This window comes from Bacillus sp. BACIII (genome assembly GCF_057836745.1).
On the sequence record NZ_CM174437.1, the window covers coordinates 114,502 to 140,437 of the forward strand.

Annotated in this window: 25 protein-coding genes, 1 pseudogene and 1 other annotated feature (1 of these 27 cut by a window edge); of the genes and pseudogenes, 20 read left to right on the forward strand and 6 right to left on the reverse strand. The window is 43.5% G+C overall.

Translation table 11 applies throughout. The features are described 5' to 3' along the window. Positions 1-22 precede the first annotated feature (22 nt). Complete coding sequence (gene alaP, locus ACXN9U_RS00715; protein ID WP_060964489.1) at positions 23-1,426, forward strand: alanine permease AlaP; 1,404 nt, start codon at positions 23-25, stop codon at positions 1,424-1,426. Between the two features lie 175 nt (positions 1,427-1,601). On the opposite strand, the gene ACXN9U_RS00720 is transcribed toward alaP, so the two are convergent. Then, the gene (locus ACXN9U_RS00720) at positions 1,602-2,117 is read right to left on the reverse strand and encodes a gamma carbonic anhydrase (RefSeq protein WP_101605599.1); all 516 of its coding nucleotides are present in this window, start codon (positions 2,115-2,117) and stop codon (positions 1,602-1,604) included. A gap of 46 nt (positions 2,118-2,163) precedes the next feature. Here ACXN9U_RS00720 and ACXN9U_RS00725 point away from each other — a divergent pair, with 46 nt between their 5' ends. From ACXN9U_RS00725 to ACXN9U_RS00735, 3 genes are all read left to right on the forward strand, one after another. Next, entirely contained in the window at positions 2,164-2,943 is a 780-nt protein-coding gene (locus ACXN9U_RS00725) for an alpha/beta hydrolase (protein ID WP_060964491.1), read from the forward strand. A gap of 20 nt (positions 2,944-2,963) precedes the next feature. Further along, entirely contained in the window at positions 2,964-4,043 is a 1,080-nt protein-coding gene (locus tag ACXN9U_RS00730; protein WP_060965118.1) for a tetraprenyl-beta-curcumene synthase family protein, read from the forward strand. A 98-nt stretch (positions 4,044-4,141) separates the two neighbouring features. Continuing rightward, complete coding sequence (locus ACXN9U_RS00735; protein ID WP_489202071.1) at positions 4,142-4,948, forward strand: glycerophosphodiester phosphodiesterase family protein; 807 nt, start codon at positions 4,142-4,144, stop codon at positions 4,946-4,948. Between the two features lie 19 nt (positions 4,949-4,967). Here ACXN9U_RS00735 and ACXN9U_RS00740 read toward each other — a convergent pair whose 3' ends face one another. From ACXN9U_RS00740 to ACXN9U_RS00755, 4 genes are all read right to left on the reverse strand, one after another. Continuing rightward, positions 4,968-5,162 (reverse strand): hypothetical protein, encoded by a 195-nt coding sequence (locus tag ACXN9U_RS00740; RefSeq protein ID WP_021494493.1) that lies wholly within the window; start codon positions 5,160-5,162, stop codon positions 4,968-4,970. A 127-nt stretch (positions 5,163-5,289) separates the two neighbouring features. After that, positions 5,290-5,871 carry a tRNA 5-(aminomethyl)-2-thiouridylate-methyltransferase MnmM gene (gene mnmM / locus ACXN9U_RS00745; protein WP_438420439.1) on the reverse strand — a complete coding sequence of 194 codons (582 nt, stop codon included), beginning with the start codon at positions 5,869-5,871 and terminating at the stop codon, positions 5,290-5,292. Continuing rightward, the gene (gene mnmL, locus ACXN9U_RS00750) at positions 5,868-6,836 is read right to left on the reverse strand and encodes a tRNA modification radical SAM protein MnmL/YtqA (protein WP_016938493.1); all 969 of its coding nucleotides are present in this window, start codon (positions 6,834-6,836) and stop codon (positions 5,868-5,870) included. The genes mnmM and mnmL overlap by 4 nt, the downstream gene beginning before the upstream one ends. Before the next feature lie 86 nt (positions 6,837-6,922). Then, positions 6,923-8,590: an MFS transporter gene (locus ACXN9U_RS00755; protein WP_489202072.1), complete on the reverse strand. Its 1,668-nt coding sequence runs from the start codon at positions 8,588-8,590 to the stop codon at positions 6,923-6,925. Positions 8,591-9,000: 410 nt separating this feature from the next. Between ACXN9U_RS00755 and ACXN9U_RS00760 the strand changes: the two genes are divergently transcribed. The 15 genes and pseudogenes from ACXN9U_RS00760 (at position 9,001) to ACXN9U_RS00830 (ending at position 24,095) form a co-directional block, all read left to right on the forward strand. Then, positions 9,001-10,098 carry an ArsR/SmtB family transcription factor gene (locus ACXN9U_RS00760; RefSeq protein ID WP_489202073.1) on the forward strand — a complete coding sequence of 366 codons (1,098 nt, stop codon included), beginning with the start codon at positions 9,001-9,003 and terminating at the stop codon, positions 10,096-10,098. 335 nt (positions 10,099-10,433) lie between these two features. Beyond that, positions 10,434-10,706, forward strand: coding sequence for a YtzC family protein (locus ACXN9U_RS00765; protein WP_016938496.1), 273 nt, complete (start codon positions 10,434-10,436; stop codon positions 10,704-10,706). Positions 10,707-11,056: 350 nt separating this feature from the next. Continuing rightward, positions 11,057-11,449, forward strand: a complete 393-nt coding sequence (locus ACXN9U_RS00770; protein WP_016938498.1) for a GntR family transcriptional regulator — start codon at positions 11,057-11,059, stop codon at positions 11,447-11,449. Beyond that, positions 11,442-12,320 carry an ABC transporter ATP-binding protein gene (locus ACXN9U_RS00775; RefSeq protein ID WP_060964497.1) on the forward strand — a complete coding sequence of 293 codons (879 nt, stop codon included), beginning with the start codon at positions 11,442-11,444 and terminating at the stop codon, positions 12,318-12,320. The genes ACXN9U_RS00770 and ACXN9U_RS00775 overlap by 8 nt, the downstream gene beginning before the upstream one ends. Next, positions 12,314-13,300: an ABC transporter permease subunit gene (locus ACXN9U_RS00780; RefSeq protein WP_489202074.1), complete on the forward strand. Its 987-nt coding sequence runs from the start codon at positions 12,314-12,316 to the stop codon at positions 13,298-13,300. The genes ACXN9U_RS00775 and ACXN9U_RS00780 overlap by 7 nt, the downstream gene beginning before the upstream one ends. 15 nt (positions 13,301-13,315) lie before the next feature. Next, a complete protein-coding gene (locus ACXN9U_RS00785; protein ID WP_489202075.1) occupies positions 13,316-14,302 on the forward strand; it encodes an ABC transporter permease in 987 nt (328 codons plus the stop codon). A 36-nt stretch (positions 14,303-14,338) separates the two neighbouring features. Then, positions 14,339-15,325 (forward strand): ABC transporter permease, encoded by a 987-nt coding sequence (locus tag ACXN9U_RS00790; RefSeq protein ID WP_060964500.1) that lies wholly within the window; start codon positions 14,339-14,341, stop codon positions 15,323-15,325. Between the two features lie 15 nt (positions 15,326-15,340). Then, on the forward strand, positions 15,341-16,036 hold the full coding sequence (locus ACXN9U_RS00795; protein WP_060964501.1) for an ABC transporter ATP-binding protein: 696 nt from the start codon (positions 15,341-15,343) through the stop codon (positions 16,034-16,036). Further along, positions 16,026-17,339 (forward strand): ABC transporter permease, encoded by a 1,314-nt coding sequence (locus ACXN9U_RS00800; RefSeq protein WP_060964502.1) that lies wholly within the window; start codon positions 16,026-16,028, stop codon positions 17,337-17,339. The genes ACXN9U_RS00795 and ACXN9U_RS00800 overlap by 11 nt, the downstream gene beginning before the upstream one ends. 63 nt (positions 17,340-17,402) lie before the next feature. Continuing rightward, positions 17,403-18,098 (forward strand): response regulator transcription factor, encoded by a 696-nt coding sequence (locus ACXN9U_RS00805; protein ID WP_060964503.1) that lies wholly within the window; start codon positions 17,403-17,405, stop codon positions 18,096-18,098. Then, positions 18,091-19,095 carry a sensor histidine kinase gene (locus ACXN9U_RS00810; protein ID WP_060964504.1) on the forward strand — a complete coding sequence of 335 codons (1,005 nt, stop codon included), beginning with the start codon at positions 18,091-18,093 and terminating at the stop codon, positions 19,093-19,095. The genes ACXN9U_RS00805 and ACXN9U_RS00810 overlap by 8 nt, the downstream gene beginning before the upstream one ends. A gap of 105 nt (positions 19,096-19,200) precedes the next feature. Further along, positions 19,201-19,957, forward strand: a pseudogene (locus ACXN9U_RS00815) (ABC transporter ATP-binding protein); the annotation flags it as partial. Continuing rightward, complete coding sequence (locus tag ACXN9U_RS00820; RefSeq protein ID WP_489202076.1) at positions 19,950-21,890, forward strand: ABC transporter permease; 1,941 nt, start codon at positions 19,950-19,952, stop codon at positions 21,888-21,890. The pseudogene ACXN9U_RS00815 and the gene ACXN9U_RS00820, both read left to right, overlap by 8 nt. A gap of 105 nt (positions 21,891-21,995) precedes the next feature. Further along, positions 21,996-22,715 carry a YwaF family protein gene (locus ACXN9U_RS00825; protein WP_489202077.1) on the forward strand — a complete coding sequence of 240 codons (720 nt, stop codon included), beginning with the start codon at positions 21,996-21,998 and terminating at the stop codon, positions 22,713-22,715. A gap of 195 nt (positions 22,716-22,910) precedes the next feature. Then, a complete protein-coding gene (locus ACXN9U_RS00830; RefSeq protein ID WP_060964508.1) occupies positions 22,911-24,095 on the forward strand; it encodes an MDR family MFS transporter in 1,185 nt (394 codons plus the stop codon). 39 nt (positions 24,096-24,134) lie between these two features. On the opposite strand, the gene ytvA is transcribed toward ACXN9U_RS00830, so the two are convergent. After that, positions 24,135-24,920, reverse strand: coding sequence for a YtvA family blue-light photoreceptor (ytvA, locus tag ACXN9U_RS00835; protein ID WP_489202078.1), 786 nt, complete (start codon positions 24,918-24,920; stop codon positions 24,135-24,137). A 388-nt stretch (positions 24,921-25,308) separates the two neighbouring features. Here ytvA and ACXN9U_RS00840 point away from each other — a divergent pair, with 388 nt between their 5' ends. Continuing rightward, positions 25,309-25,644: a DUF4257 domain-containing protein gene (locus tag ACXN9U_RS00840; protein WP_015418038.1), complete on the forward strand. Its 336-nt coding sequence runs from the start codon at positions 25,309-25,311 to the stop codon at positions 25,642-25,644. Between the two features lie 102 nt (positions 25,645-25,746). Continuing rightward, positions 25,747-25,936: a binding site (T-box leader), on the forward strand (it continues 24 nt past the right edge of the window).

Consider the following 25,936-nt stretch of genomic DNA (forward strand, 5'->3'; position numbering starts at 1 on the left):
GTCAAAATCAGGGGGGAGAGTTATGCAAAACAAAGGAAAAACGCTTCACCGCGGTTTGGAAGAGAGGCATATCTCGCTTATGTCTTTGGGCGCCGCGATAGGGGTCGGACTGTTTCTCGGGTCAGCTTCTGCCATAAAGCTTGCAGGACCGGGGATTTTAGCCGCTTACGCCTGCAGCGGGCTGATTATGTTTTTTATTATGCGGGCATTAGGGGAAATGGCGATTCAAAAGCCTGTTGCCGGCTCATTCAGCCGCTATGCCAGAGATTATCTCGGACCGCTGGCCGGTTTTTTAACAGGCTGGAATTATTGGTTTTTATGGGTCGTGACCTGTATGGCGGAAATCACCGCGGTCGGCATTTATATGGGCTACTGGTTCCCTGACGTGCCGTCATGGATCTGGGCGCTTTGTGCACTCGTCATTATGACAGCTGTCAACTTTCTGGCGGTCAAAGCGTATGGTGAACTTGAATTCTGGTTTGCGCTCATTAAAGTCTTGGCGATTCTGTCAATGATTGCGATCGGTCTGGTGATGATCGTATTCGGTCTCGGAAACGGAGGCGTCGCGCTTGGAATCAGCAATTTATGGAGCAACGGCGGCTTTTTCCCGAATGGGATTAAAGGGGTGCTGCTGTCGCTGCAAATGGTCATGTTTGCATATCTCGGAATTGAGCTGATCGGTGTCACAGCCGGTGAGGTCAAAAATCCGGAAAAATCATTGGCGCGGGCCATTGATACTGTTTTTTGGCGCATTCTCATTTTTTACGTCGGAGCTTTATTTGTCATTATGTCAATTTATCCGTGGCAGGAAATCGGTTCAGGCGGAAGTCCGTTTGTTTTGACATTTGAAAAAATCGGAATACCCGCAGCGGCCGGAATCATTAATTTTGTCGTTTTGACGGCGGCTCTTTCTTCCTGCAACAGCGGGATCTTCAGCACGGGACGCATGCTGTTTAATCTCGCGGAGCAAAATGAAGCCCCGAAAGCCTACGGCACGGTTACAAAAGGCGGCGTGCCGGGAAAAGCGGTATTAGTTTCAGCGGGTGCGTTATGCATCGGCGTTCTGCTGAACTACGTGGTGCCGGCGAAAGTGTTTACGTGGGTGACAAGCATTGCGACGTTCGGAGCAATTTGGACATGGTCGATTATTTTGCTTTCCCAAATGAAATACCGTAAAAGTTTACAGCCGGAAGAACGGAAAAAACTGAAATATAAAATGCCTTTATACCCTTTTTCCTCATACATCTCACTGGCTTTTCTCGCATTTGTCGTTGTGCTGATGGCTTTTGATGCAGAAACCAGGGTGGCTGTCATCATCGGCCCTGTCTGGTTCGGCATTTTATTAGCAGCCTATTACGGGAAAGGCTTCCACAAAAGAAAACACATAAACCTGGAAAACGGACAGACATTCGCCGAAAAAGCGTAAAAAAAGAGCCCGCTGAAATGGGCTCTTTTTTCATAGGATCGGGTAAAAGGGGGAAGAATAAAACAAATTCCTGAACAATTTGCTACTGTTTCCTGACAATCAGCGGAACGCAAATGGTTATTACTTAAATAATATTTTGAAAAATGGTACAGTAGTAAAACAAAGCTGATCTTTTTTATTTCTCTTGCAGTGTTTTATAGTATCGGCCTTTTTCAACATATTCCGTTCTGATTCTTTCCATGTCCCGTATGTCTTCTTCTGTCAGCCGGCGGATGACCTTTGCGGGCCGGCCGAACGCAAGACAGCCGGGAGGAATGGTTTTGCCCGGAGGAACGAGACTTCCGGCGCCGATAAACGCGCCTTCTCCGATTTCCGCCCCGTCCAGAATGACGGAGCCCATACCGATTAAAGCATTCTTTCTGATGACTGCGCTGTGCAGTGTAACCTGATGGCCGATCGTGACGTCATCTTCAATAAGAAGCGGGCGGCCGGGACTTTGATGCAGACAGCTCAAGTCTTGTATGCTGACTCTTTTTCCGATCCTTGTCGGCGCAACATCCCCGCGGATGACGGCTGAGAACCAAATGCTTGATTGTTCTCCGATAACGACGTCACCCGTAATGACGGCGTTATCCGCGATAAACGCATCAGGATGTATATCCGGCGTAAATTGTTTATAAGGGTAGATTATCATGTCTCATCCTTCTTTCTTTAAATTTATGTAAGAGGTGAACTGCATGTGGACTTGGAAAGCAGACAGGCCCGTCGGTACTATTGTCATCATCCACGGGGCAAGCGAATATCACGGGCGTTATAAATGGCTCGTTGAAATGTGGAGATCTTCCGGATATAACGTGGTGATGGGCGATTTGCCGGGTCAGGGAACATCCACCCGCGCCAGAGGGCATATTCGCTCTTTCCAAGAATACATTGATGAAGTAGATATTTGGATTGATCAAGCGAGAATGCTTGAAGCACCCGTTTTCCTTCTGGGCCACAGCATGGGCGGACTGATTGCGATAGAATGGTTTAAGCAGCAGAGAAATCCCCGCATTACGGCACTCATTTTATCATCACCTTGTCTCGGGCTGCAAATAAAAGTCAATAAAGTGCTTGATTTTGCGTCTAAAGGGCTGAATGTCCTCGCTCCGTCCATCAGAGTGGACTCCGGTTTATCACCTGATATGGCGACAAGGAATGCGGATATGATTGAAGCGGATCAAAACGATTGTTTATATGTCACGAAAGTATCTGTAAGATGGTACAGAGAGCTTATAAAAACGATTGATGCCGCTATGGTGCCGACCGATGCGTTTTTAAAGGTGCCGCTTTTGCTTATGCAGGGCGGTGATGACAAAATCGTCGATAAAATGAAAGTCCGCAAATGGTTTGCCGGTGTGGCTTCCCATAATAAGTCTTACCGGGAGTGGGAAGGGCTTTATCATGAAATTTTTAATGAACCGGAAAGAGAAGCTGTGTTTAAGGCGGCGAAAGCCTTTACAGATCAGTATATTTGAATTCGCTGGGGGTGCATATGTTGACAGTACCGGAACATCCTTTTAACCTTATGGCAAAAGTGTATCGGGAAATTTTTCCGCTCGTTCATCAGGAATTGAATATGTGGCGGGAAAAATCAGATTCCATTAAAAATACCGAGCTGCGGCAGCAGGCGGCCGCAAGTATCCGTGATAAATCGTTTCATTGTGAAGGCGGCGGCATTTTAGCTCTGCTGTCGGGAGAGCAAAAAGAGAAGTGCGTGCAATTTATCATTGCGTATCAGACGATCAGTGATTATCTGGACAATCTGTGCGACCGCAGCACATCGCTTGACCCGGAGGATTTCCGCATGCTTCACCTTTCCATGCGTGACGCGCTGACGGTGGGTGCAGAGGTGCAGCCGTACTATCAGTACAGAGAGGAGCAGGATGACGGCGGTTATCTTCATGAGCTGGTCAAAACATGCCAGCGGGTGCTTGGGTCAATAGAACACTACAGCCTTATTAAACCTTATCTGCTTGAGCTGTGCGATTATTATTGCGATCTTCAGGTTCATAAGCATGTCGTAGAACATGAACGCGTTCCGAGGCTTAAAAGCTGGTTTGAGCAGTATCAGTCAAAGCTTCCGGAAATGGAATGGTTTGAGTTCTCGGCCTGCGCCGGCTCGACGTTAGGCATTTTCTGTCTCGTTGCTTACTCATTCCAGCCAGATTTTAACGAACATACCGCTGAGAAAATCCGCAGCAGTTATTTTCCGTACATACAAGGCCTGCACATTCTGCTCGATTATTTAATTGACCAGGAAGAGGATCTGCTTGAAGGCGATTTGAATTTCTGCACGTATTATCAGTCTCATGAAGAAATGATGCAGAGACTGAAGCATTTTATTGAAAAAGCGGATGAACATCTGCACGGCATTCCGCATGAAAACTTCCACCGGCTGATTAACAGGGGGCTGCTCGGCGTCTATTTATCCGATGACAAAGTCGCCAGCCAAAAAGAAATGGGCCGCCTCGCGCGAAAGCTGATCAGAGCAAGCGGCAAAACGTCATTTTTCTTTTATATCAACGGAAGAGCCTACCGCAAATTTCAAAAGATGGCTTGGACGAAAAGTTCGTAATGGGTGAACTGCGCCTTTCTCATGAAGGTGCGGTTTTTTTATTCTTATGTGAAGAATGAAACATTGTTTGCGCAGGCATAATATGATATTTTAATTTTATGAAAAAATTAAAGTATTTAGTCATCATAGGATTAATTTCCATGACGGGCGGCTGCTCCGTCATACATGCTTCCGCCGGCTATCATCCCGTATTAATAGCGCATAGGGGCTCTTCTGCGATTGAACCGGAGCATACTGCTTTATCCTATGCACGTGCCATTAAAGACAAAGCAGACTATATTGAGATAGACTTAAGGGAGACAAAGGACGGCCATCTGATTGCAATTCATGATAAAACGGTCGATCGGACAACTGATGGTAAAGGATTGACAGAGGATCTGTCTTTGGCTGAGATCAAAAAACTGAATGCCGGAAAAGGAGAAAAGATTTTAACGATTGAAGAAATCATAGAGAAATTCGGACAAACTGCCAATTACTATATTGAGACAAGAGAAAGCAACGGCAGCCTGGTGATGGAAAAGAAGCTGATTGACATATTACAAAAATATAAGTTGATTTCCAGTCATAAAGCGGTCATTGAATCCTTTAGCGAGAAGAGCTTAAAGAAAGTTCGATCTATGAATAAAAACGTCCCTCTTGTTCGGTTATTAAAAGATAAAGAGGCTGAGAACATAAATGATAAGCAGCTGCAAACCATCAGAACATATGCTGATACAGTCGGTCTTAATGCTAAATTAACAAATGAAGCCGCCGTAAAACGTATCCACCACAATAAGATGAAGGTTCACGTCTTTTTTGATAAGGAAGATGAGCGGGCTCTGACGCCGATTATGCTGAAACAAAAAGTAGATGGGGTATTTACAAACAATCCCGCGTATACACGTAACGTGCTGCAAAAGCAGTAAATAAAAAGAGACATGCGATTTACGCTGTCTCTTTTTTAAATGGCTTCTTTTTTGCCGCAAGGTGCATTGCAAATTTGCCGATCAGCCCGATGACGAAAAATGCGGCAAACCACCAATAGTAGGTTTTCGCGAATTCAAATCCTAAATGTCTTGATAAGATGATGACGAACATGACATAGGGAACACTGGAAAATATGATGCGAAGAATATTCAAACTGCTGCTCCTCCCGGATGTTACATTTAAATATGTACTTTTTTCCATTATTCATGGTAATGAACTTTCGAAAAAATGTAAACACCATTCACAAAAAGAATCGGCCCGCTTATGACAGGCCGATTCTTTATTTGGCGGCAGATTTCTTTTCAATCGCTATAATAAACGGCGGATCGTTTCGCTGATTGAGAAAGCCGTAGCTCAGCACGCGGGCTTTTTCCTGATCAAGATTGCTGCAGTACTCCAGTAATGCACTTTTTTCCGTCTTGCCTTCAGGATGCCCGTGGTAGACAACGAGAACGATCAGCCCGTTTTCCTTCAGCAGCTCAAGGAGCTGTTCGATGGCAGAAATGGTTGAGCGGCCGTTTGTCGTAATGCTTTTATCGCCGCCGGGCAGATAGCCGAGATTAAACACCGCACAAGCCACATGCCCGTGCGCTTCCTTGGGCAGAGAGGCCTTGATTTGATCATGGCTCTTATGGTGAAGCGTGACGCGCGGGCTGAAGGCGGCACCGAGCCGCTCCTTCGTTTTGGCGAGTGCGTCCGCTTGAATATCGAAGGCATGAACATGTCCTGTCTCACCGACAAGGCCTGCCAGAAAATATGTATCATGTCCGTTGCCCATCGTCGCGTCGACCGTGATATCTCCTTCTTGAGCGGCTGACTTCAGCAATTCTTTACTGAAAGGGAGGATATGCATCAAGGTCATAGGGCAGTCTCCTCCCCGATTTTCCTGAAAAGCTTTCCTTGATAGCTTCCGCGTGCTTCCAGCTCTTTTTGAATGGCGCCCAGTACTTCCCATTTGTTGACGCTCCACATCGGCCCGACCATTAATTCAATCGGCCCGTCTCCCGTAATGCGGTGAACGATCATTTCCGGGGGAATGATTTCGAGCTGATCACATACAAGCTGGACATATTCTTCCTGAGAAAGAAATTCGAGCTTTCCTTTTTCATACTGTTTCACCATCGGTGTGCCTTTTAATAAATGAAGCAGGTGAATTTTGATGCCTTGAACATCCAAATCGGCAACCGCTTTGGCCGTTTCCATCATCATGTCCCTGTTTTCGAGCGGAAGCCCGTTAATGATATGGGAACAAACGCGGATGCCGTGTTTTCTAAGCTTATTGACTCCCTCAACATAGCAGTCAAAATCATGGGCGCGGTTGATCAGAAGGGCAGTCCGCTCATGTACGGTCTGCAGCCCGAGCTCAACCCACAAATATGTCCGCTCATTCAGTTCGGCTAAATATTCCACCACATCATCGGGCAGGCAGTCCGGACGGGTTGCGATAGACATGCCGACAACGCCGTCAAGCTTGAGTACGGATTCAAATTTCTCACGCAGCTCCTCTACCGGAGCATGCGTATTCGTGAAAGCTTGAAAATATGCGATATATTTGCCGTCTTTCCACTTTTCGTGCATGCGGTTTTTGATATCGTGAAATTGCGTGATTAAGTCATCGGCCCGGTTGCCGGCAAAATCGCCGGATCCCGCAGCGCTGCAGAACGTGCAGCCGCCGTGTGCGACCGTGCCGTCCCGATTCGGACAGTCAAAACCGCCGTCAAGCGCGACTTTAAATACTTTATGTCCGAAATGCTCCCGCAGATGATAATTTAATGTATGGTACCGTTTTTCCGTATTTGAATAAGGAAAAGGGTTATTCTCGTTCAATGTTCAAAAAGCCTCCCTCACATCAGATGCATCCTAAAATTGTAGCATGAATGACAGAGCGGAACAATGAAACAATTATGGAACGGTCAAGACGTAATATCTACCTGGCTTTTCTGTTGTTGTTTTAATCTTTTTGGAGATATATCACTGAACAGTGCAAAAATAATTCCTAATATAAGAATGAAACCGCCTATTTTGAATGTATTATTAAAACTGTCACTCATTTTTTCATTATATATATTTGAAATTTTTTTCTGGATAGCGATAACTTCCTTCTTTTGAATATCGAAGCTTCTTTGGACTTTTTCCTTATATGGGTCAGGAGTCACTGAGAGAATTTCATCCTCTTTTTTGTCTAATGTAGCAATACTTTTTTTTCGATCGAAACCTTTACTGTCAGAATGCTTTAAGTGGGTTATTATCTCTTTTTTTGCATTGTTATCAAAAACCTGGTCGTTTTCTACAATTTTAATGGCTTCCTTTTTGGCGGAAACTGTCTGATCATTTATATTCATTGTAAGCACAGATGTAAGTATCGCAATGCCTAGTGCCTGCCCAACTGTTCTCATCATATTAAGAATACCGGATGCAATTCCTACTTTTTCAGGAGGAATAAGCCGTATCCCTGAACTCATAGCCGGACCTATTACAAGCCCTAAGGCTAAGCCGGTCAAACATAATAGAATAATTACTGTTGTTATAGAACTGTCGTATCGTATGTATCCATATAAATATGTTGTGATTGTTAAACCGAGCATTCCTAGACCCGAAAGCCAAATTCCCCCAAGTTTATCAGAGAGCTTTCCGGAAAGGACAGAGGTAAACATAGATGATAGAGCCAATGTAGAAACAATTAACCCCGCTTCTAATTCAGTTTTCCCCATTAAATTCGTGAGGAGTAAAGTAATAATAAGGGTACCGCTTGTTAATCCAAGGCCTTGCATAAAGAGGGTGAATGAACTGAAACTAAACGTACGTATCTTCAGCATGGATAAGGGAATCATCGGGTGTTTAATTTTAGATTCAATAAAGAAAAACAAACAGAATAATAATACAGAGATTACAAATAGAGTGATAATTAATGATGATGACCAGCCTAAGTCAGATACTTTCGCAAAGCCAAAGGTTAAACAGAAGAGAGCTCCGGATAAAATAAGAATCCCCATGTAATCAATTTTTTTGCTCACTGTTTCATCATAACTCTCAGTAATAAAAAATGCTGCTAAAAAAAGAGAAATCAGACCTAAAGGAATATTTATGAAGAAGATAGCTTGCCAATTAAAATTTTCAGTTAATAATCCTCCAAGTACAGGTCCTAAAGTAGCTGCTAATCCTGAGAAAGCCCCCCAAACTCCAATGATCAATCCTTTTTTATTTTGAGGAACGATGGCCAAAGCAATAGGCATTGTAACTGGCACAATGAAAGCAGCAGATAGTCCCTGAATCACTCTAATTGTGATAAGCATTTCAATTGAAGTGCTCAAACAGGCAATAACCGATGTCAAAATAAAAAGTGCTAATCCAAATATAAAAGCTTTTTTTCTTCCAAAATGGTCTGCCAGTTTTGAGGCACCTACTAATAATACTGCAAAAGCTAAAGTATAACCTGTAGCCACCCAAGCTACTTGAGAAAGGTTGCTCGAAAAATAATCCAGCATCTTAGGTAAGGCAATATTTACTATTGTAGTGTCCATTACCGAAATGAATGTACCTAATAATAATGCAGATAACATAATTAATTTTTTGAAATTCAATATACGTACAGCTCCTTTAGATATAAATCTAATTTAATATTCGATATAAATCTAAAAATATGATAAATATAATTTAAAGGAGTGTCAATATTATTCATAGTTTGTTTTTTTATCCACTTGTTTAAAAACTTATGAAATTGAAATATACCTGTAAACTAACTGGGAGATGAATAAGGGTTCTTACAGGGGGACCAAACCGCAGGAGAGTAATTTAAAATCAGGATCATGCTCAGCACGGGTATCCGAACATTTATATTACGAAGTGCAATGCAAAAAACCTTAAAACAGAAAATGAATATTCTATGAAATCTCTCTTTTGATTGATAAGATTAATAAAAATGTAATATGTCTTGCGGGAAGATGGTAAAACGTTTTCATCTGCAAAAAAAGACTTTATGGGGTGTTTAGAAGTGCAGTTAATAATTAATGACAGTGTTTCAGATTTTTTTGATAAGATATCCTCTATTCTATTCCTAAAACACGAAGAATTCTTCAAAGATTATACTTCAAAGATGGGTTTGAATTTAGATAATGAGTATTTTTTATTACTAGATGATCTTAAAAAAATAAAAGAGCTGGATAGTGAGTTTTTAAATTTTTATTTTGGCAGCTTTAGTGAATACGAAGATGTTAGGAATGCAAATATTTTTTGTTTAGCGACAGCTTTTTTTAAAATCCCACAGATCTATACGAAAGATTTTTTTGGAATTATTGATCATTTGTCTGGAGCTACAGAAGAAGAGATAAGAAAAAATATTTTAGAGTCTCTACTTTATTTACAAGGAGAGCTTAAAACCGAAACATCTGCCCAACAGTATTTAAATGATAGGGAAAGTTTATTTGAGCTGCTTAATAATCTTAATATAAAGCCCGAATACAAGTGGATCATATTTAAGGTAATGAAATCTCCTAAAACTTATGTAGATCAATTTTGCAACAAATTAATGTTGGTGAATGGTTATCTTAACGAGGCGATTTATAATTTAATTAAATTTAGAGATGAGTGGACTAATCTATTAAAAAACATCGATATGGATTTTCCAAAAAAGATAATCAGTACGTTAAAAGGTAAGGAATACTTATCTTGTGATTATATTAATATATATCCAACACTTTTACCTTATACTGCAACTATTACGAAAAGTGAAGATAATATTTATGTTGGACTTGGTTATAAAGTTGATCAAATTTTTGAAAATACATTAGAGAAAGCAGAGATGAATCACATCATTGATTTTTTGAAGCTTTTATCAGATAAAAGTAAGTTCAAGATATTAATTTTACTTAGTCATAAAAAAATGTATGCTAATGAGATTGCTGAACAGCTCAATTTAACCAACGCAACGATTTCACACCATATGAGAATTTTGACATTGCAAGGTTTAGTTGAGAGTACGAGACATCAAAATAAAACATACTATTATCTTAATTCTTCTAAATTTCATTCCCTTTTGAATGGTTTATTTAAAAAATTTAAAGGTGTTTCAATTTTAGGTAAAGAAGAGTAAAACAAAGTGTTAAAATCGTCTTGATTTTATGGTTGGTGCTGAAATTCGAAATGAATTCTGGGTGTTTTACAAAATAGGGCGAATATGTCGAGGGGAAACTTGCGATAAATGTAAAAAAATAAGGCACCATATCAATCGAGTTATGCTCGTTAAAGTGCAGCGTCCTAAAAAGGCGAGTATTTAAAAAGATTTCATTCTGTCTTGATTAAATTATACATTTGATCGTATTTTATACTTTCTCTGTCGTGTAACTGAATTACCTGATATTTCATGTGAGAATTCGTTTGGAATTAGAAATACTATTGATATGACATTATCAATAGGAGGACCTGTTTATGGCAACAAGACAATCAGTAGATGAACATCTCCAAAGAAGCGAACAGGCGTATGAATTTGCGAATGAGCAATTTATAACCGCTTCAAAACAAGAGCATTATAATGATAATGAGTACAGTGAAGCGCAAATGATGCTTGAAAACGCGGTGAATGAATTAAACAAGCTGTCATTATCTGCGAATGATCAGCAGAGAGAACAGCTTTACCGAATGAGGCTGCAGCTGCAGACTTTGCAAAACAATATGATTCTGCAGCGTAATTTCGATTACTGACCGCGCTGTCTCAGATGTTGCAAAAAACCCTGCCGGAATCCCGGCGGGTTTTTTTGTATTTCTTTTCAAAAAAGAATTGACAATAAGGCGGAGTGTGTTTATTGTATTGTGTGTACTACTTGACGTAATACACTACAAACACTCAAAAAAATAAAAACGACATATAAATGCTGAGCAAAGGAAAGGAGAGCTTTCATGAAAAACAAAAGATCCGTAAAACAAGATGTGCCTCTTATTATCGCCGCTTCGGTTTTGGCCAGCAGTCTGTTTGTCATTCTTGTCGTCATCGGTTTTCAGTGGCAGAACATTTAAAGAAATCGAGCAGCTCGTAAAAGAAAGAAGGGAAGTAAATGATTCAAATCGACCCGAGAAGCTCAACTCCGATTTATGAGCAAATCATACAGCAATTGAAAGAGCTTTGTTTGAAAGGGATCATGAAGCCGGGGGATAAACTTCCTTCTGTCAGAGAATTGGCAACGATCATTATCGCCAATCCGAATACCGTCAGCAAAGCGTACAAGGAGCTTGAACGCGATGGCGTCATTGAAACGCTGAGGGGAAGAGGAACGTATATATCGGAGAATGCAAAAAAGACATTGGTTGAAGGGAAGATGACGATGATAAAAGAGCAATTGAAACAGCTCATCATCGATGCCCATTACGCGGGAGTTGAGCTGGAGAAGCTGCAGGAATGGATAAAGGAAATCAGCGCTGATGTGAAAGGAGGCACGGATCATGATTGAATTGCGTAATCTCTCAAAAACAATTGACGGTAAAGAAGTGCTCAAAGATATTTCACTTACTATCGGAAAAGGAGAAATCTTCGGGCTGCTTGGCCGAAACGGATCAGGGAAAACAACGCTGCTCCGGCTCATTCAGCAGATTCTCCTGCCGGATCAAGGAACGGTTTTATTTAATCAGGTGGAAATAAAGCGGCACCCAAAAGTAAAACAGAATATCATTTATATGCCTGTTGAAAATCCTTTTTATGACAAATATACATATAAACAGCTTGTTGCGATTGTAAGCAGAATCTATCCGAATTTTGATGTGACTTACGCCAATGAGCTGATGAACAGGTACAATATTCCGGAAACGAAGAAATACCGTGAACTATCAACAGGGCTGAAAAAACAGCTCGCGCTCGTCCTTGCCTTTGCTTCACGGCCGGCACTGATTCTTTTGGATGAACCGACGGACGGCATTGACGCCGTAACACGTCATGACGTGCTTCAGCTTATGGTGGACGAAGTCGCTGAACGGGAAACGAGCATCCTGATTACCTCACATCGTTTAGAAGATATTGAGCGAATGTGCAACCGGATCGGATTTTTGGAAGGCAGCCAGCTGACGAATGTGATGGATTTGGATGATATGAAGGAAGAATACATAAAAATCCAAATGGCGTTTGAAGAGGATGTCAACTTGATGATCAGAGAACAAAACATACCGATTCTCGACCATGCCGGTGTATTTTATACAGTGCTGATTCCGAAAAACGATGAGAAGAAAAAGGAATTTCTGCAAGAGCTGCGGCCGAAAGTATGGAACGAACTTCCTGTGAATTTAGAAGAAGTCTTCATCGCGAAGTTTGGGGGGAACCGGAGATGGTAGACAGGGGATTGCTGTACAGAGAATGGATGCAGAATCGAACTGTTCTCGTGATGGTCGGCATTTTTTTAGCGGCAGTTAATCCGTTTGAAGTATTAAATACCTATCTGGTCTACCAAGGCTGTCTGGATACCCACGGAGCATATTGTAAGTTTTATGTGAATTCTTTGGATAGCAGAATGCTGAGCTTGAACTGGGCGCCCGCTGTGATTTTGGCAGTTTGCTTATTCGGACTGGAGCGTACGAAAGGAACGATTGATGCGCTGTTCAGTCTGCCTTATTCCCGCGCTCAGGTGTTTCACACCAAATTTTGGCTCGGAGCGGCGGTCATTGCCGGATTCCAAGTCATCGGCTACGGGCTGGCTGAGCTGCTCATTCTTCTGTTAAAGCCTGAGCGCGTATATTTCTTCCATCATTACAGCGTCGGTGAGATCATTGTGAGTATTTTGGCTTTTGCATTGGTCGCGAGTGCAGGCTGCTTAACGGGCAATACGTTCGCCCAGCTGTTAACGGCGTTTACTGTGTCGATAGCGCCTTACCTGATTATTTCGTTGCCGCTGACAAATGCGGAAGTCATCTTCGGGGTCGGCATGTATGAGCTGATGCCGTCAGAAGATGCTTATATAAAAGCATATCATTTTATTCAATATTTGAATCCGATTACGTATGTTGATGCGGGCTGGGTATCTGCCAGCAAGTATATACTACTCATCCCGGCAGTGATGAGCATTGTATTTTATGCCATTGGGTACTTTTGCTATGTCAGACAGCCGGCGGAACGGAACGGCCGTTTTTTCCTCTGGAGACAGCTTGACCGGCCCATTCAGATTGTGGTGATCATGATCGGCGTTCTCGGTTTTGCTCTCGCGGGGTACTCGACGGGACAGACAATGACAGGATATGTGGCCGGGATGATTGTCGGGGGAGCGATCGGATTTTTAGTCAGTTATTTTGTGATTTATAAAAAAACGAAGCATGTGTAAGAGAGGAGGATCGGAATGATACCGCGGGGATTATTGTACACAGAATGGAAGAAAAATCAGTGGCTGTTTTTGTTGAGCGGTATTTTTTTAATAGCGGCAAACCCTTTTATGATTTATTACTACTATTTATCATACCAAGGACGTTTGAAGTATTTGGATCCGCAATATTGTGAATTTACCGTGAGTTATACGAATGGATCGCTTCTTTCCCTCAGCTGGGTTGTGAGTGTCGTCATTGCTGTCTGCTTATTGGGCTTGGAACGGACAAAGGGAACGATGGACGCCTTGTTAAGCATGCCTTACAGCAGAGGCCAAATCTTTCAGACTAAATTCTGGCTGGGCGCGGCAGTCATTATTGTTTCTCAGGCGATAGGCTACGGAGCGGCGTCATTGCTCATATCTTTGCTGAAACCGAGCCATACGTACGATTTTGATCATGTTTCAATCGGAGTGATTGTGATCAGTTTTATGGCTTACGCCCTGTTAATGGCAGCCGGCGCATTAACGGGACATATATTCGCCCAGCTGTTAACGGCGTTTACAGTAACGGTTCTGCCCTTTTTACTCATTGGTCTGCCGGCCGCGAATCTGGAGGTTGTTTTCGATATTAGTGTGGGAAATCAATTCTCTTTCATCAGCAGCTATATCGAATCTCGTCTTTTTGTATTTATAACTCCTATTGGATATGTGTTTAACGACTGGATCAGAGAAAGAGATTTAGTCTTAATAATTCCGGCAGTGATGAGCCTCGTCTTTTATCTGATCGGTTATGTCAGCTTTCTGAAACATCCGAATGAACGGAACGGCAGATTCTTTCTTTGGAGAAAATTGGACCGCCCGGTGCAGATTTTGGTGATTGTGTTTGCCGTTATGGGGTTTGGATTATTCGGATATGGAGTCACAAACACGATGTTCGGCTATTTAGCCGGCATGTTCTTCGGCGCTGTGATTGGTTTTTTTATCACTTATTTTACGGTTTACAGGAAAACAAAGCATATGTAAGTTTGTATGAAAATGTGTAGTTTGGGGGAAGGCAAGGTGCCGATTAACGGTTTGCTTTATAAAGAATGGAAGCAGCGGCAGACGCTGCTGCTGCTTACAGCGGGGTTCTTATCTATATTAGGCCCTTTGGCAATTATAAATGAGTATTTTCACTATAAAGATTGTTTGGGTGCGCTTCATCAATATTCAGGTTCAGTTTGTACATTCAGCATGAATTACAGCAATCAGAATTTGATTGGGCTGCACTTCATTCCTCCGGTTATGATGGGGCTTTTTCTGACAAGAGCGGGACGGGCTGAAAACATGTTCACATTGAGTCTGCCGTATTCGAGAAGCCGGATATTCCATACTAAGTTTTTGTTGGGAGCAGCCGTGTTAGCCGTCTCGCAGCTTGTTTCTTACGGATTATCTGACATATTGTTTCTTGCGCTTAAACCTGACGCTGTAGATCATTTTCACTCATTCAGCGCCGGGATGCTGGTCATCAGCTTGATGATTTATGCATTAGTGACAGCCGCCGGCACGATAACAGGCAATTTAGCAGCACAGCTGATCACAGCGTTCATGGTTTCCGTTTTTCCGATCGTTGTCTTGATCATTTACCTGTTAAATGCTGAGTTCCTTTTTGGCAGCCAGTCTGTGCAGAATATTCATTTTCCTTGGAGTGGATTTCTGATCTATTTCATGCCTGCCGCTTACATCCATACACCATGGATGTATTACACGAAACATGCCTTGCTTATACCTGCCTTAATGGGATTTTGTTTCTATCTTTTCGGCTATGTGAATTTCCTGAAAATGCCGAGTGAGCGAAGCGGACATTTTATCTTAAACAAACATACAGAACGCATGATCCAAGGGCTGGTCATGGCGCTTAGTATGCTGGGAAGTGCGGGTGTATGCGGATATGCTTATAACGGTAACGGTTCATATACCGGTTACATATTCGGCATGCTGATCGGCGCGGTGATCGGGTTTTTCATCAGTTATTACTTCATCTATAAAAAAACGAAACAAATATAAAGGGGAGTGGTGTACGTGATAGAGGTACAGCATATCGATCATTCATTTAAAATCGGCAGGAAAGGCAGAGAGAGTCAGGTTCCGGTGCTGAAGGACGTCTCTTTGACGGTTGAAAAAGGGGAAATCGCCTGTATCGTCGGGCGAAGCGGTTCCGGAAAATCGACGCTTCTGAATTTAATTTCCGGCTACATAGCGCCGACGAAGGGGCGTATCGTCATTAACGGCACTGATGTGACGGGCTTCAGTGAAAAGGAGTGGGCTCAGTTCCGCCTCGGGCATTTCGGCTTTATTTTTCAAAGCTTCCAGCTCATTCCGAGTCTGACAACCTATGAAAATGTTGAAATGCCGCTTGCCTTAAAAGGAGTTAAACCATCTGAACGGAAGCAGAAAGTCGCAGACATGCTGAAACGGGTCGGACTTGAGAATCATGCGAATCATTATCCGAATGAGCTGTCGGGCGGCCAGCAGCAGCGTGTCAGTATCGCAAGAGCGCTGATTTTAAATCCGTCGATCATTTTAGCAGATGAGCCGACGGGAAGCCTTGATTCGGAAACGGAGCTTGAGGTGCTGGCATTAATTCAGCAGTTGAACCGGGAGCGCGGGATTACTTTTGTCATCATCACGCATGACGATGAAGTCGCTTCGATTGCACACTCAAAATTCCAGCTGCATGACGGCGTATTAAAAGGGGGCGTTACTGTTGAGATTTAAGGATCAGGTTCACTTTATTAGAAGAAATATGAAGAAAAACCGCCTGCGTGTTTTCATGACTGTGCTTGCAACAACGATGGCATGTGCATTTTTGGTTGTGCTGGCCTCCGTCGGATTCGGCATACAAAAAACGATAACAGACATAACTATGAGTCAACAGATCGTAACGGAAATAAGAGTGCTCGGCCAGGAGAACGGAAAAGCCGTGAAGAAATCAGACTTGGAAAAATATAAGAATGTCAAGTCTGTCGTTGAAAGAACCGAAGTATATGAACCGAATAAAGCGTCTTTGGATAACAGGACAAACGAAGGTTCAACGGTCGTGTTAACGAACATGAAAGATGAAGTAAAAGCCAATATGGAGCTTGATCAGGGAAGAGTAGCTAAATCAGAAAATGAAATTGTGGTCGGTTATGATTTCGCGAAAAACCTATGGACGAAAAAAGAAGCTGAGGCTTACAACAAGGACTTAAAGGATCATCAAGACGATGTCTCGGATGTGAAAAAGCCAAAAGGCTATACGAAGGATCTGCTGAATAAAACCATACAGCTGAGCATTTCTAAAACGAACAATGATAGCGGAAAAACGGAAGGAACCAAAACATACGACTTTAAAATTGTCGGGATTACAAAAAAACCGTCCCAAGATTGGATGGAGGACACAAATATTTTTATCAGTGATCAATTCAAAAAGGATTTTTCGAAATTCTTAGATTTTAAAGGCGGAAATGCTGAAAAAAGCATAAAAGTCTACGCTGACAAATTTGACAATGTTGAACAGTTAACAAATGATTTGAGTGATGACGGTTATCAAGTCATGTCCGTCACAACCGAGCTGCAAGGCGTCAACACGTTTTTCCTCGTCTTTAAAATCGGTCTGATCTTTGTCGGCTTTATCGCCGTCGTCATTTCTGCCATCGGTATTTTCAATACGATGACGATGGCGGTTACGGAAAGAACGCAGGAAATCGGGATTATGAAAGCGATCGGCGCAAGCCCGTCCATCATCCGCAGAATGTTTTTGATGGAAAGCGCCTATATCGGAATATTAGGTTCTGTCATTGGTATTATCATTTCCTACGGAGTGAGTTTTGCCGTCAATCTGGCTGTGCCGGTTATCTTGAAGGCGGTAGGGGGAAATACCGGAGCTGAAGATCTTCATTATACCTTCTCTTATATCCCGCTCAGCCTCGTTGTGATCGCAGTGGTCATTTGTGCGGGGGTCGCGGTGATTTCCGGTATGAATCCGGCCCGCAAAGCGACAAAAACCAACGTTCTGACTGCATTAAGAAGAGAACTGTAAAGGAAAAAAGCCGGCTGGACATCAGCCGGTTTTTCCTCTATCTATCAGAAAAGGGCGGATACCATGTTTCACATTTTGTTAATAGAAGATGATAACACTTTGTTTCACGAGATGAAAGAAAGATTAACAGGCTGGTCATTTGCGGTGCACGGAATAAAGGATTTCAGCCGGGTCATTCAGGAGTTTGCAGAAATCAAGCCTGATTTGGTAATCATTGATGTGCAGCTGCCGAAATTTGACGGCTTTCACTGGTGCAGAATGATACGCTCTCAATCAAACGTACCGATTCTGTTTTTGTCCTCGCGCGATCATCCCGCGGATATGGTCATGTCGATGCAGCTTGGGGCGGATGATTTTATACAGAAGCCTTTTCATTTTGATGTGTTAATCGCGAAAATCCAGGCGGTATTCCGCCGCGTGCACCAATACGGCACAGAACCGGCGCTGATGAAAAGATGGTGCGGGGCGGTCATTGACACAGAAACCGGCACAGTCAGCCATAAAAACGGTTCGGTCGAACTGACCAAAAACGAAATGCTGATTTTAAAGCTGCTGGCCGAGCAGAAAAATAAAATCGTCAGCCGCGAAGAACTCATCAGAAGCCTATGGAATGATGAGCGTTTCGTCAGTGATAATACGCTGACGGTGAATGTCAACCGGCTGCGGAAAAAGCTCGATCATCTAGGTATCGGGAAAATGATTGAAACCAAGGTGGGACAGGGGTATATCGCGAAGGAGGAAGACGGTCTTTATGATTAAATCATTTCTGCTCGAAAGAAAAAGCTGGATCGCGATGTTTCTTTTTCAGCAGGCCGTGATCCTTTTTGCGGCATATATTGATCCGTCCATTCCGTTTTTATCGGCGCTGTATTTTATTTATTTGTCACTTCTCGCCTTTCTCGTTTTTCTCTTGTTCCGCTATCAGAAAGAGACCGCTTTTTATAAAAGCTTAAAAGATTGGGACGCTGATTTAGATATTTCCGGTCTTAAAACGCCCGACAGTCCGTTTGAGTCGATTATTGAAGAAAGTATTGAAGAACAAACAGAGCGATTAAGAAATAGCTCACTTCATATGCAGGCGGCGTCAGAGCATGAGAAGGATGAGCTGATGTCGTGGATTCACGAAGTCAAAACACCGCTGACAGCGATGCATCTCATGATCGAGCGCCTTGATGAACAGCCGCTGAAAGCCCCTTTGCATTATGAATGGCTGCGGATTCACCATCTCCTCGACCAGCAGCTTCATCAGAAACGATTGTCTTTTATCGAAAATGATTTATCGTTCCAGCGCATTCAGCTCCGCCCGCTCGTTTTCAAAGAAATTAAAAATCTGCAATCATGGTGTATACAAAAAGGAATCGGGTTTGACATACAGCTTGAGGCACCGGACGTTCTCAGTGACGGAAAATGGCTTTCTTTCATCATCAGACAGCTGTTAAGCAATGCCGTCAAATACAGTGAAGCGGATGATATAACCGTAAAAAGCTATGAACTAAACGGCCGGGTGCATGTGGATATCAAAGACCGCGGCATCGGCATCAAGCCTAAAGATCTTCCGCGCATTTTTGAAAAGGGGTTTACCTCCACGCGGATGAGCCGTGATCACGCGTCAACGGGAATGGGCCTGTATTTGGCTCAAAAAGCTGCGGCTCCGCTTCACATCCAGATCAGCGTACGATCAGAGCCGAAACGAGGCACGGTTTTTACCTTGGTATTTCCGAAACAAAACGACGCCGTCAGCATGTTCAGCGTGTGACAAAAGTGTCACATGCTTTTCTCTTTTGTTCGCTTAATCAAACGAAAAAAACGGCTTTTGTTTTTAAAATGAAGATAACCAATGTAAAAGGAGAATCGTAACGTAATGATCTTAGAAGCAGGCAATATTCGAAAAAACTACGGAAATAAGCTGAATAAGCAGGAGGTGCTGAAAGGAATTGATCTTCAGATCCAAAAAGGGGAATTCGTCAGCATTATGGGCCCGTCAGGATCAGGGAAAACCACTCTTTTGAATGTGCTTTCTTCCATTGATAAAGTGAGCGCGGGCACGATCAGACTGAATGAGACGGAGATCACATCCATGAAAGAAAAACAGCTTGCCGAATTCAGAAAACGGCACCTCGGCTTTATCTTTCAGGATTATAATTTATTGGATACGCTGACCGTGAAAGAAAACATACTCCTGCCGTTATCCATTACGAAAATGCCTAAAAAAGAGGCGGACCGGCGTTTTGCCGAGACGGCAGAGGAGCTTGGCATCTATGAGTTGAGAGATAAGTATCCGAGTGAAATTTCCGGCGGACAAAAACAGCGGACGTCTGCCGCGAGAGCTGTTATTCACGAGCCGGGGATTATTTTTGCTGATGAGCCGACGGGAGCGCTTGATTCCAAAGCCGCTTCGGATTTGCTGAATAAACTCAGCCGTTTGAATCAGAAGCGCCGCGCCACCATTGTGATGGTGACGCATGATCCGGTTGCCGCCAGCTATTCCGGACGTGTGGTTTTCATTAAAGACGGCCGCGTGTATACACAGCTGAATAAAGGCGGCCAGGACAGACCGGACTTTTTTCAGGATATTATGAAAACGCAAGGTGTATTGGGCGGAGTTCAGGCATGAGCATTCATCATTTGATCTTCCAGAACCTGAAAAAGAATATGAAAAACTATTACCTTTACGTGTTTGCGCTGGTGTTCAGCGCCGCCCTTTATTTCGCGTTTGTCACGATGCAATACGATCCGGCGCTTGATGAAATGAAAAGCTCCATAAAAGGAGCGGCGGCAATCCGGGCCGCCTCCATACTGCTTGTGGCGATCGTGTCGGTATTTCTTTTATACGCCAACACCATTTTTATCAAACGCCGCGGCCGGGAAATCGGCTTATTCCGATTAATCGGCATGACGAAAATGCACATTTTCCGCATACTCAGCACAGAAAACTTCATTTTGTATTTCGGATCGATTTGGATCGGTATTTTTGCCGGCTTTTCTCTCTCGAAATTATGTATGATGATGCTGTTTCATACAGTCGGTGTGAAAGCCTCTGTCTCACTGTTTTTTTCAAGCAAGGCGCTCGTTCAGACGTTAATTGTGTTCGGGGCCATTTATGTGCTGATTATGATGATGAATTACTTATTTATTAAACGGCAAAGCATTTTGTCTTTATTTAAAACCGCGTCATCGTCAGAAAGCGGCATAAGGCGGCTCTCTTGGGTGCAGATGACAATCGGCGTCATCGGTATCGCGGCCATTATCGCCGGCTATGCCGTGTCCGCAGATTTATTCGGAGGCAGTTTTACAACCATGAATGAACTGTTTTCGGCAATGGTGTTTATTCTCGGATCGGTCATTATCGGAACGTATCTGTTTTTTAAAGGTTCAGTCAGCTTTCTGGCAAACCTCATCCGGAAATCAAAAGGCGGGTATCTGAATGTAAGTGAAGTGCTGTCTTTGTCATCCATTATGTTCCGGATGAAGTCTAACGCCGTCCTGCTGACAATTATTACGACGCTGTCGGCGCTGTCCATCGGTTTGCTGTCTTTAAGCTATATCTCGTACTATTCCGCGGAAAAATCTGCTGAGCAAAATACAGCCGCGGACTTTGCGTTTGATAACCAAAAGGAGACTGACTCATTTACCGCTTTATTGAAGAAAAACGGAATTGAACATAAAGTGAAAACAATAAAGACCATTCAAGCCGGTGTCAATATGAAGAACATCATAAACGGCGATATGAAAAACTTTCAACAAGACCCGTCCAGCTTGGCGCTGCCGATTATAAGCGAGAAAGACGCAGAAGGGACGGAGCTTTCTGACGGAGAAGCCGTGTTTACCGGATATAATGATATGATGAAAAGATTTCTCGACTTGAAAACGTCGGGTTCCATTGATATAAACGGCAAAACGGATAAAATACCGCTTGCGTATAAGGGCTTGAAGAACGACTTCCTCCTGTCATATCCATTTACAAGCGGAGGGCTGCCGACCGTGATCGTCACACAGCACGTATTTGACAGGATCGAGAAAGATATCGACCCGTCCATTCAGGGAAAATCAAATCGGTTTTTCGGCATTACACTCAAACATGAAGAGGACGTCCAAAAAGCTGATGACCTGTTTCAGGCGCAGCATTATTCAGACGGCGCCCTTTCACAGTTTGAAACGGCTGACACCCAAAAGAAAAATATGGGGCTGATCATGTTTATTGTCGGGTTTTTAGGCTTAACTTTTCTGATCACCTCGGGCTGTATCCTTTATTTTAAACAAATGGGCGAGTGTGAGGATGAGAAAGCTGATTACACGATATTGCGGAAGCTCGGCTTCACAACGGGAGATCTGCTGAAAGGCATCCGCCGGAAGCAGGCGTATCATTTCGGCATTCCGCTCGTTCTCGGGCTGTTTCACAGCTATTTTGCCGTTCAGTCAGGATGGTTTTTGTTCGGAACGGAAGTATGGACGCCGATGATCATCGTCATGGCGCTGTACACGTTGCTGTACTCCATCTTCGGCATGCTGTCGGTGCTTTATTATAAAAAGGTCATTCGGTCCGCATTGTAAAACAAGTTGAGGAGCCCCGCTGTGCGGGGCTTTTTTCTGCATGAATAGAAAAAAGCGATTTTTAAAAGAATAGACATACGTCATTTTTTCGCACGGGGGAGCCTTATGCAGAAGTATTTTCAATTGAAATCTGAAACAGGGGCTTTTCATCTTTTTTCCAGGGAACACATTTTCACGCTGCTGATCATCGGATTGCTGGGGGCGGGCGTGATCGTATTCCGGAAAAAGCTCCATCACGGCCGGCCGAATCGTGTTTTCCGATATGTGCTGTTCATTCTTCTAGCCGTGTCGCAGATCAGCTATCATATATGGCTGCTTAGCCAACATGTCTGGTCGCTGAAAACATCTCTGCCGCTGCAGCTGAGCGACCTTTCCGTCTATTTGGCAATGCTGATGGTCATGACAAAAAGCAAAAAGCTGTTCGCCTTTCTCTATTTTGCCGGTTTGGGCAGCGCCATACAAGCAATGGCCACACCTGATTTAGGGGCGTATTCTTTCCCTCATTTTCGGTACATCGTATTTTTCATCTCGCACGGCTGTGTGTTTCTAGCCTGTCTGTTTATGGCCGGTGCCCAAAAGTACAGACCGTCGGTGCGCGCGCTCTGGGTGTCATTGCTGATCGTAAATCTGTACGGGGCGTGTGTCTTTTTGATTGACCGTGTGCTGAATGCAAACTACCTCTATTTAATGAAAAAACCGAAGACCGCTTCGCTTCTGAATGTTCTCGGCCCTTGGCCGTGGTATCTTCTTTCAATGGAAGCGGCGATTGTGCTGAGCTTTTTCATTCTGTATATTCCGTTTTGGCTTCTGAGAAAAAGAGCATAAAGCCCGCTTATGTTTGTGAAGCCGATCAATTGTAATTTTTTCAACATTCCGGCATTATTTTTTTCAGATTCTGATGTTGTAAAAAGGCGTCCGCGGCGATAAAATGAATCTGCTATGATAACGTGATCGATACGGAGCTGCAGCTTGCGGTTTCCGTTTTTTCATGGGGTTTTTTATAGAGAAAGGGGGATCGGTATGCCGCGCGCTTTGAAGATATTAATTATCGGAATGTTTATCAATGTGACGGGCGCATCTTTTTTGTGGCCGCTGAATACGATCTATATTCATAATCACTTAGGAAAATCGCTGACTGTCGCGGGGATTGTTCTGATGCTGAATTCCGGAGCCAGTGTGGCGGGGAATTTATGCGGCGGATTTTTGTTTGATAAAATCGGCGGATTCAAATCCATTATGCTGGGCATTATCATCACCTTGGCAAGTCTTCTCGGACTCGTTCTGTTTCACCAGTGGCCCGTTTATATTTGGCTGCTCGTCATTGTCGGGTTCGGTTCCGGCATCGTGTTTCCGGCCAGCTACGCCATGGCGGGAGCAGTCTGGAAAGAGGGCGGACGGAAAGCTTTTAATGCAATTTATGTAGCTCAGAACGCAGGTGTCGCGGTCGGTTCGGCACTCGGCGGAATGGTTGCGGCGTACTCGTTTACGTACGTGTTTTTAGCTAATGCTTTGCTGTATGTGCTGTTTTTCCTTATCGTATTTTTCGGGTTTCGAAATATTAAAACCGGAAATGCGGGCCAGGTCTCTGTACTGGACTACGAGCCTGTCAGCAGCAGAACGAAATTTACGGCGCTTCTTATACTGAGCGGCGGGTATGTTCTCGGGTGGATTGCCTATTCGCAGTGGTCCACAACCGTTGCGTCACATACTCAAAGCATCGGTATGCCGCTTTCATTATACAGTGTGCTCTGGACCGTAAACGGAATCCTGATTGTCGCCGGACAGCCGCTTATAGGTGCTGTTCTGAAAAAATGGTCCGGTGCGTTAAAAACGCAGATGGTCATCGGCTTTTGTATTTTTATCGTCTCGTTCGGCGTGCTCCTTGGCGCCAAGCACTTTCCGATGTACCTTACCGCGATGGTGATTTTAACAATCGGAGAAATGCTTGTCTGGCCTGCCGTGCCTACTATTGCCGATCAGCTTGCGCCTAAGGGGAAAGAAGGGTTTTACCAAGGGTTCGTCAACAGTGCGGCGACGGGCGGCAGAATGATCGGGCCGCTCCTTGGCGGCGTACTGGTTGATCAATACGGCATGAGCGTGCTGCTCTTGATCCTGATGGCGCTTCTTGTCGTCAGCATCCTAGCGACGGTGCTGTATGACAAACGTCTGAAAACCGTTAATAAACAAAACGTCCAAGTGCGATGACGACATGAAAAATCCCGCTGTTTCGGCGGGATTTTTTGTTTATAAGACCGGAAGCACGTTGACCGCGTCCTTAACATTTAAATATGTCTTTAATGAAGTAAAGCTTGCATCAAGCTGATTCATTCTCATGGCGAGGGAAGGCTTGATCCCGGTGATGATCAATTCTGTGCCGATTAAATTAAGCAGATGATGCAATTTGAAAATCCGGTCTGCGGTCTGTTCGTTTACCTCAGCTAAACCTGATAAGTCTATAATTAAGTAATCATCTTTAGATGCGGTTAATATGTCTGTCAAAGTTGTCACGATGGAATCAAATCGTTCTTCTGTTAAATTCCCCACTAACGGCATGGCGGAGATCCCGTTTCGAATCGGAACGATCGGCGTTGACAGCGTCGCAATTTCTCCGAGGGAATCCTCAAGAAGCTTTTCGTACTCTTTCTGCTCTGTGATGTCTTTTTGAAAACCGACAAAATAGAGCTTGTCTTCAACATAAAGAGGATCAATATTGAGTTCATTCCAAAACGGGGTGCCGTCTTTTTTGACATTTTTCAGCCGCACCGTGATCTTTTCTTTATGTTTTAGGCCTTTTCTTATTTTCGCGACTTGTTTTCGGTCGGTTTCTTTTCCTTGCAGAAATCTGCAGTTCTTACCTAATATCTCTTCGGAAGAATAGCCTGTCATATCCATAAATCCCTGATTCGTATAAATGATGGGATTGTCCTCAAGAGAGGGGTCTGTAATCACCACGCCGATGCGTGCGTGATCAAGCGCCTTTTTGATAAGCTCCAGCTGCTCCAGTTTTCCGAATACATTTGAGTCAGCCATATAAAACCCCCTTTTGGCCGTAAAGCTGTGCACTTTTTTCAGCCATTGTTTCTCCCCTTTTTAAATGAATCTACAGTAACCGTAGCATAACACATGTTCTGTTTCAAGCAGCCGCAGTTTGCAATTTGTCATTCGGGCTTGTCCTCATATACACTGAATATATAAGGGGAGGCACATCATCGCTAAGTAAGTGACTAGGTCATTGTCACTGGGTGAAAAATGAATCTAATGCATCAAGCTTACCGATCATGTGTTCACATATAATGGAAGAAACAAGCTTTTTACTTTCCTGCTCATTCGCCGGTATGTAGATATCGAAAATCATCGTATTCGTAAGGGGGCTGGATGGCCTGAAGTCGCTTTACTAAATAAGGGCTTTAGGAAGGTGATGAAGATGCTGCATCAGGTAATTATTGCTTGTGTAATTGGAGGAATCATGGGGGTTCTCGGTCATGTGAAAAAGAGAGGCAGGCTGGAGAAACCCAGAATGACAAAGCGGTTTATCTATCTCGGTTTTTTGGAAGATGGTTTTATCGGAATGGCTGCTTCCATCTTACTTGTCTTATCCGCTGACCCCGATTCAGGAATTCAACTCGTCATCTTATCCATAATCGCAGGCTACGGCGGAGAAGCTGTTCTCAGGAGCTTTGATTTTGTCAGAGAACAAAACAGTGATTCGGCCGAAGCAAAACCACACCAGCAAAAAAATCCTCCATCAAAATAATATCCCCGCTCATGACCCGTTCTGGGTACATTCCCATTGTATACAAACCTGCTTGCACTTATGAACAGAATTCTATAAAATACAGGTAAGATTACGGTAGCGATAAGAACAGTGAAGAGGAGCAGTAAGAAGCAGATTTTGCAGTCAGAGAGTTGACGGCCGGTGCAAGTCAATCAAGTCTGTTTCCGAACTCGCCTCAGAGTTGCAGCGGCAAAACCGCTGACGCATAACTGCGTTAAAAGTATCAAGTGAGTGCGGCTTAAAACCGCGCTAACGAGGGTGGTACCGCGGG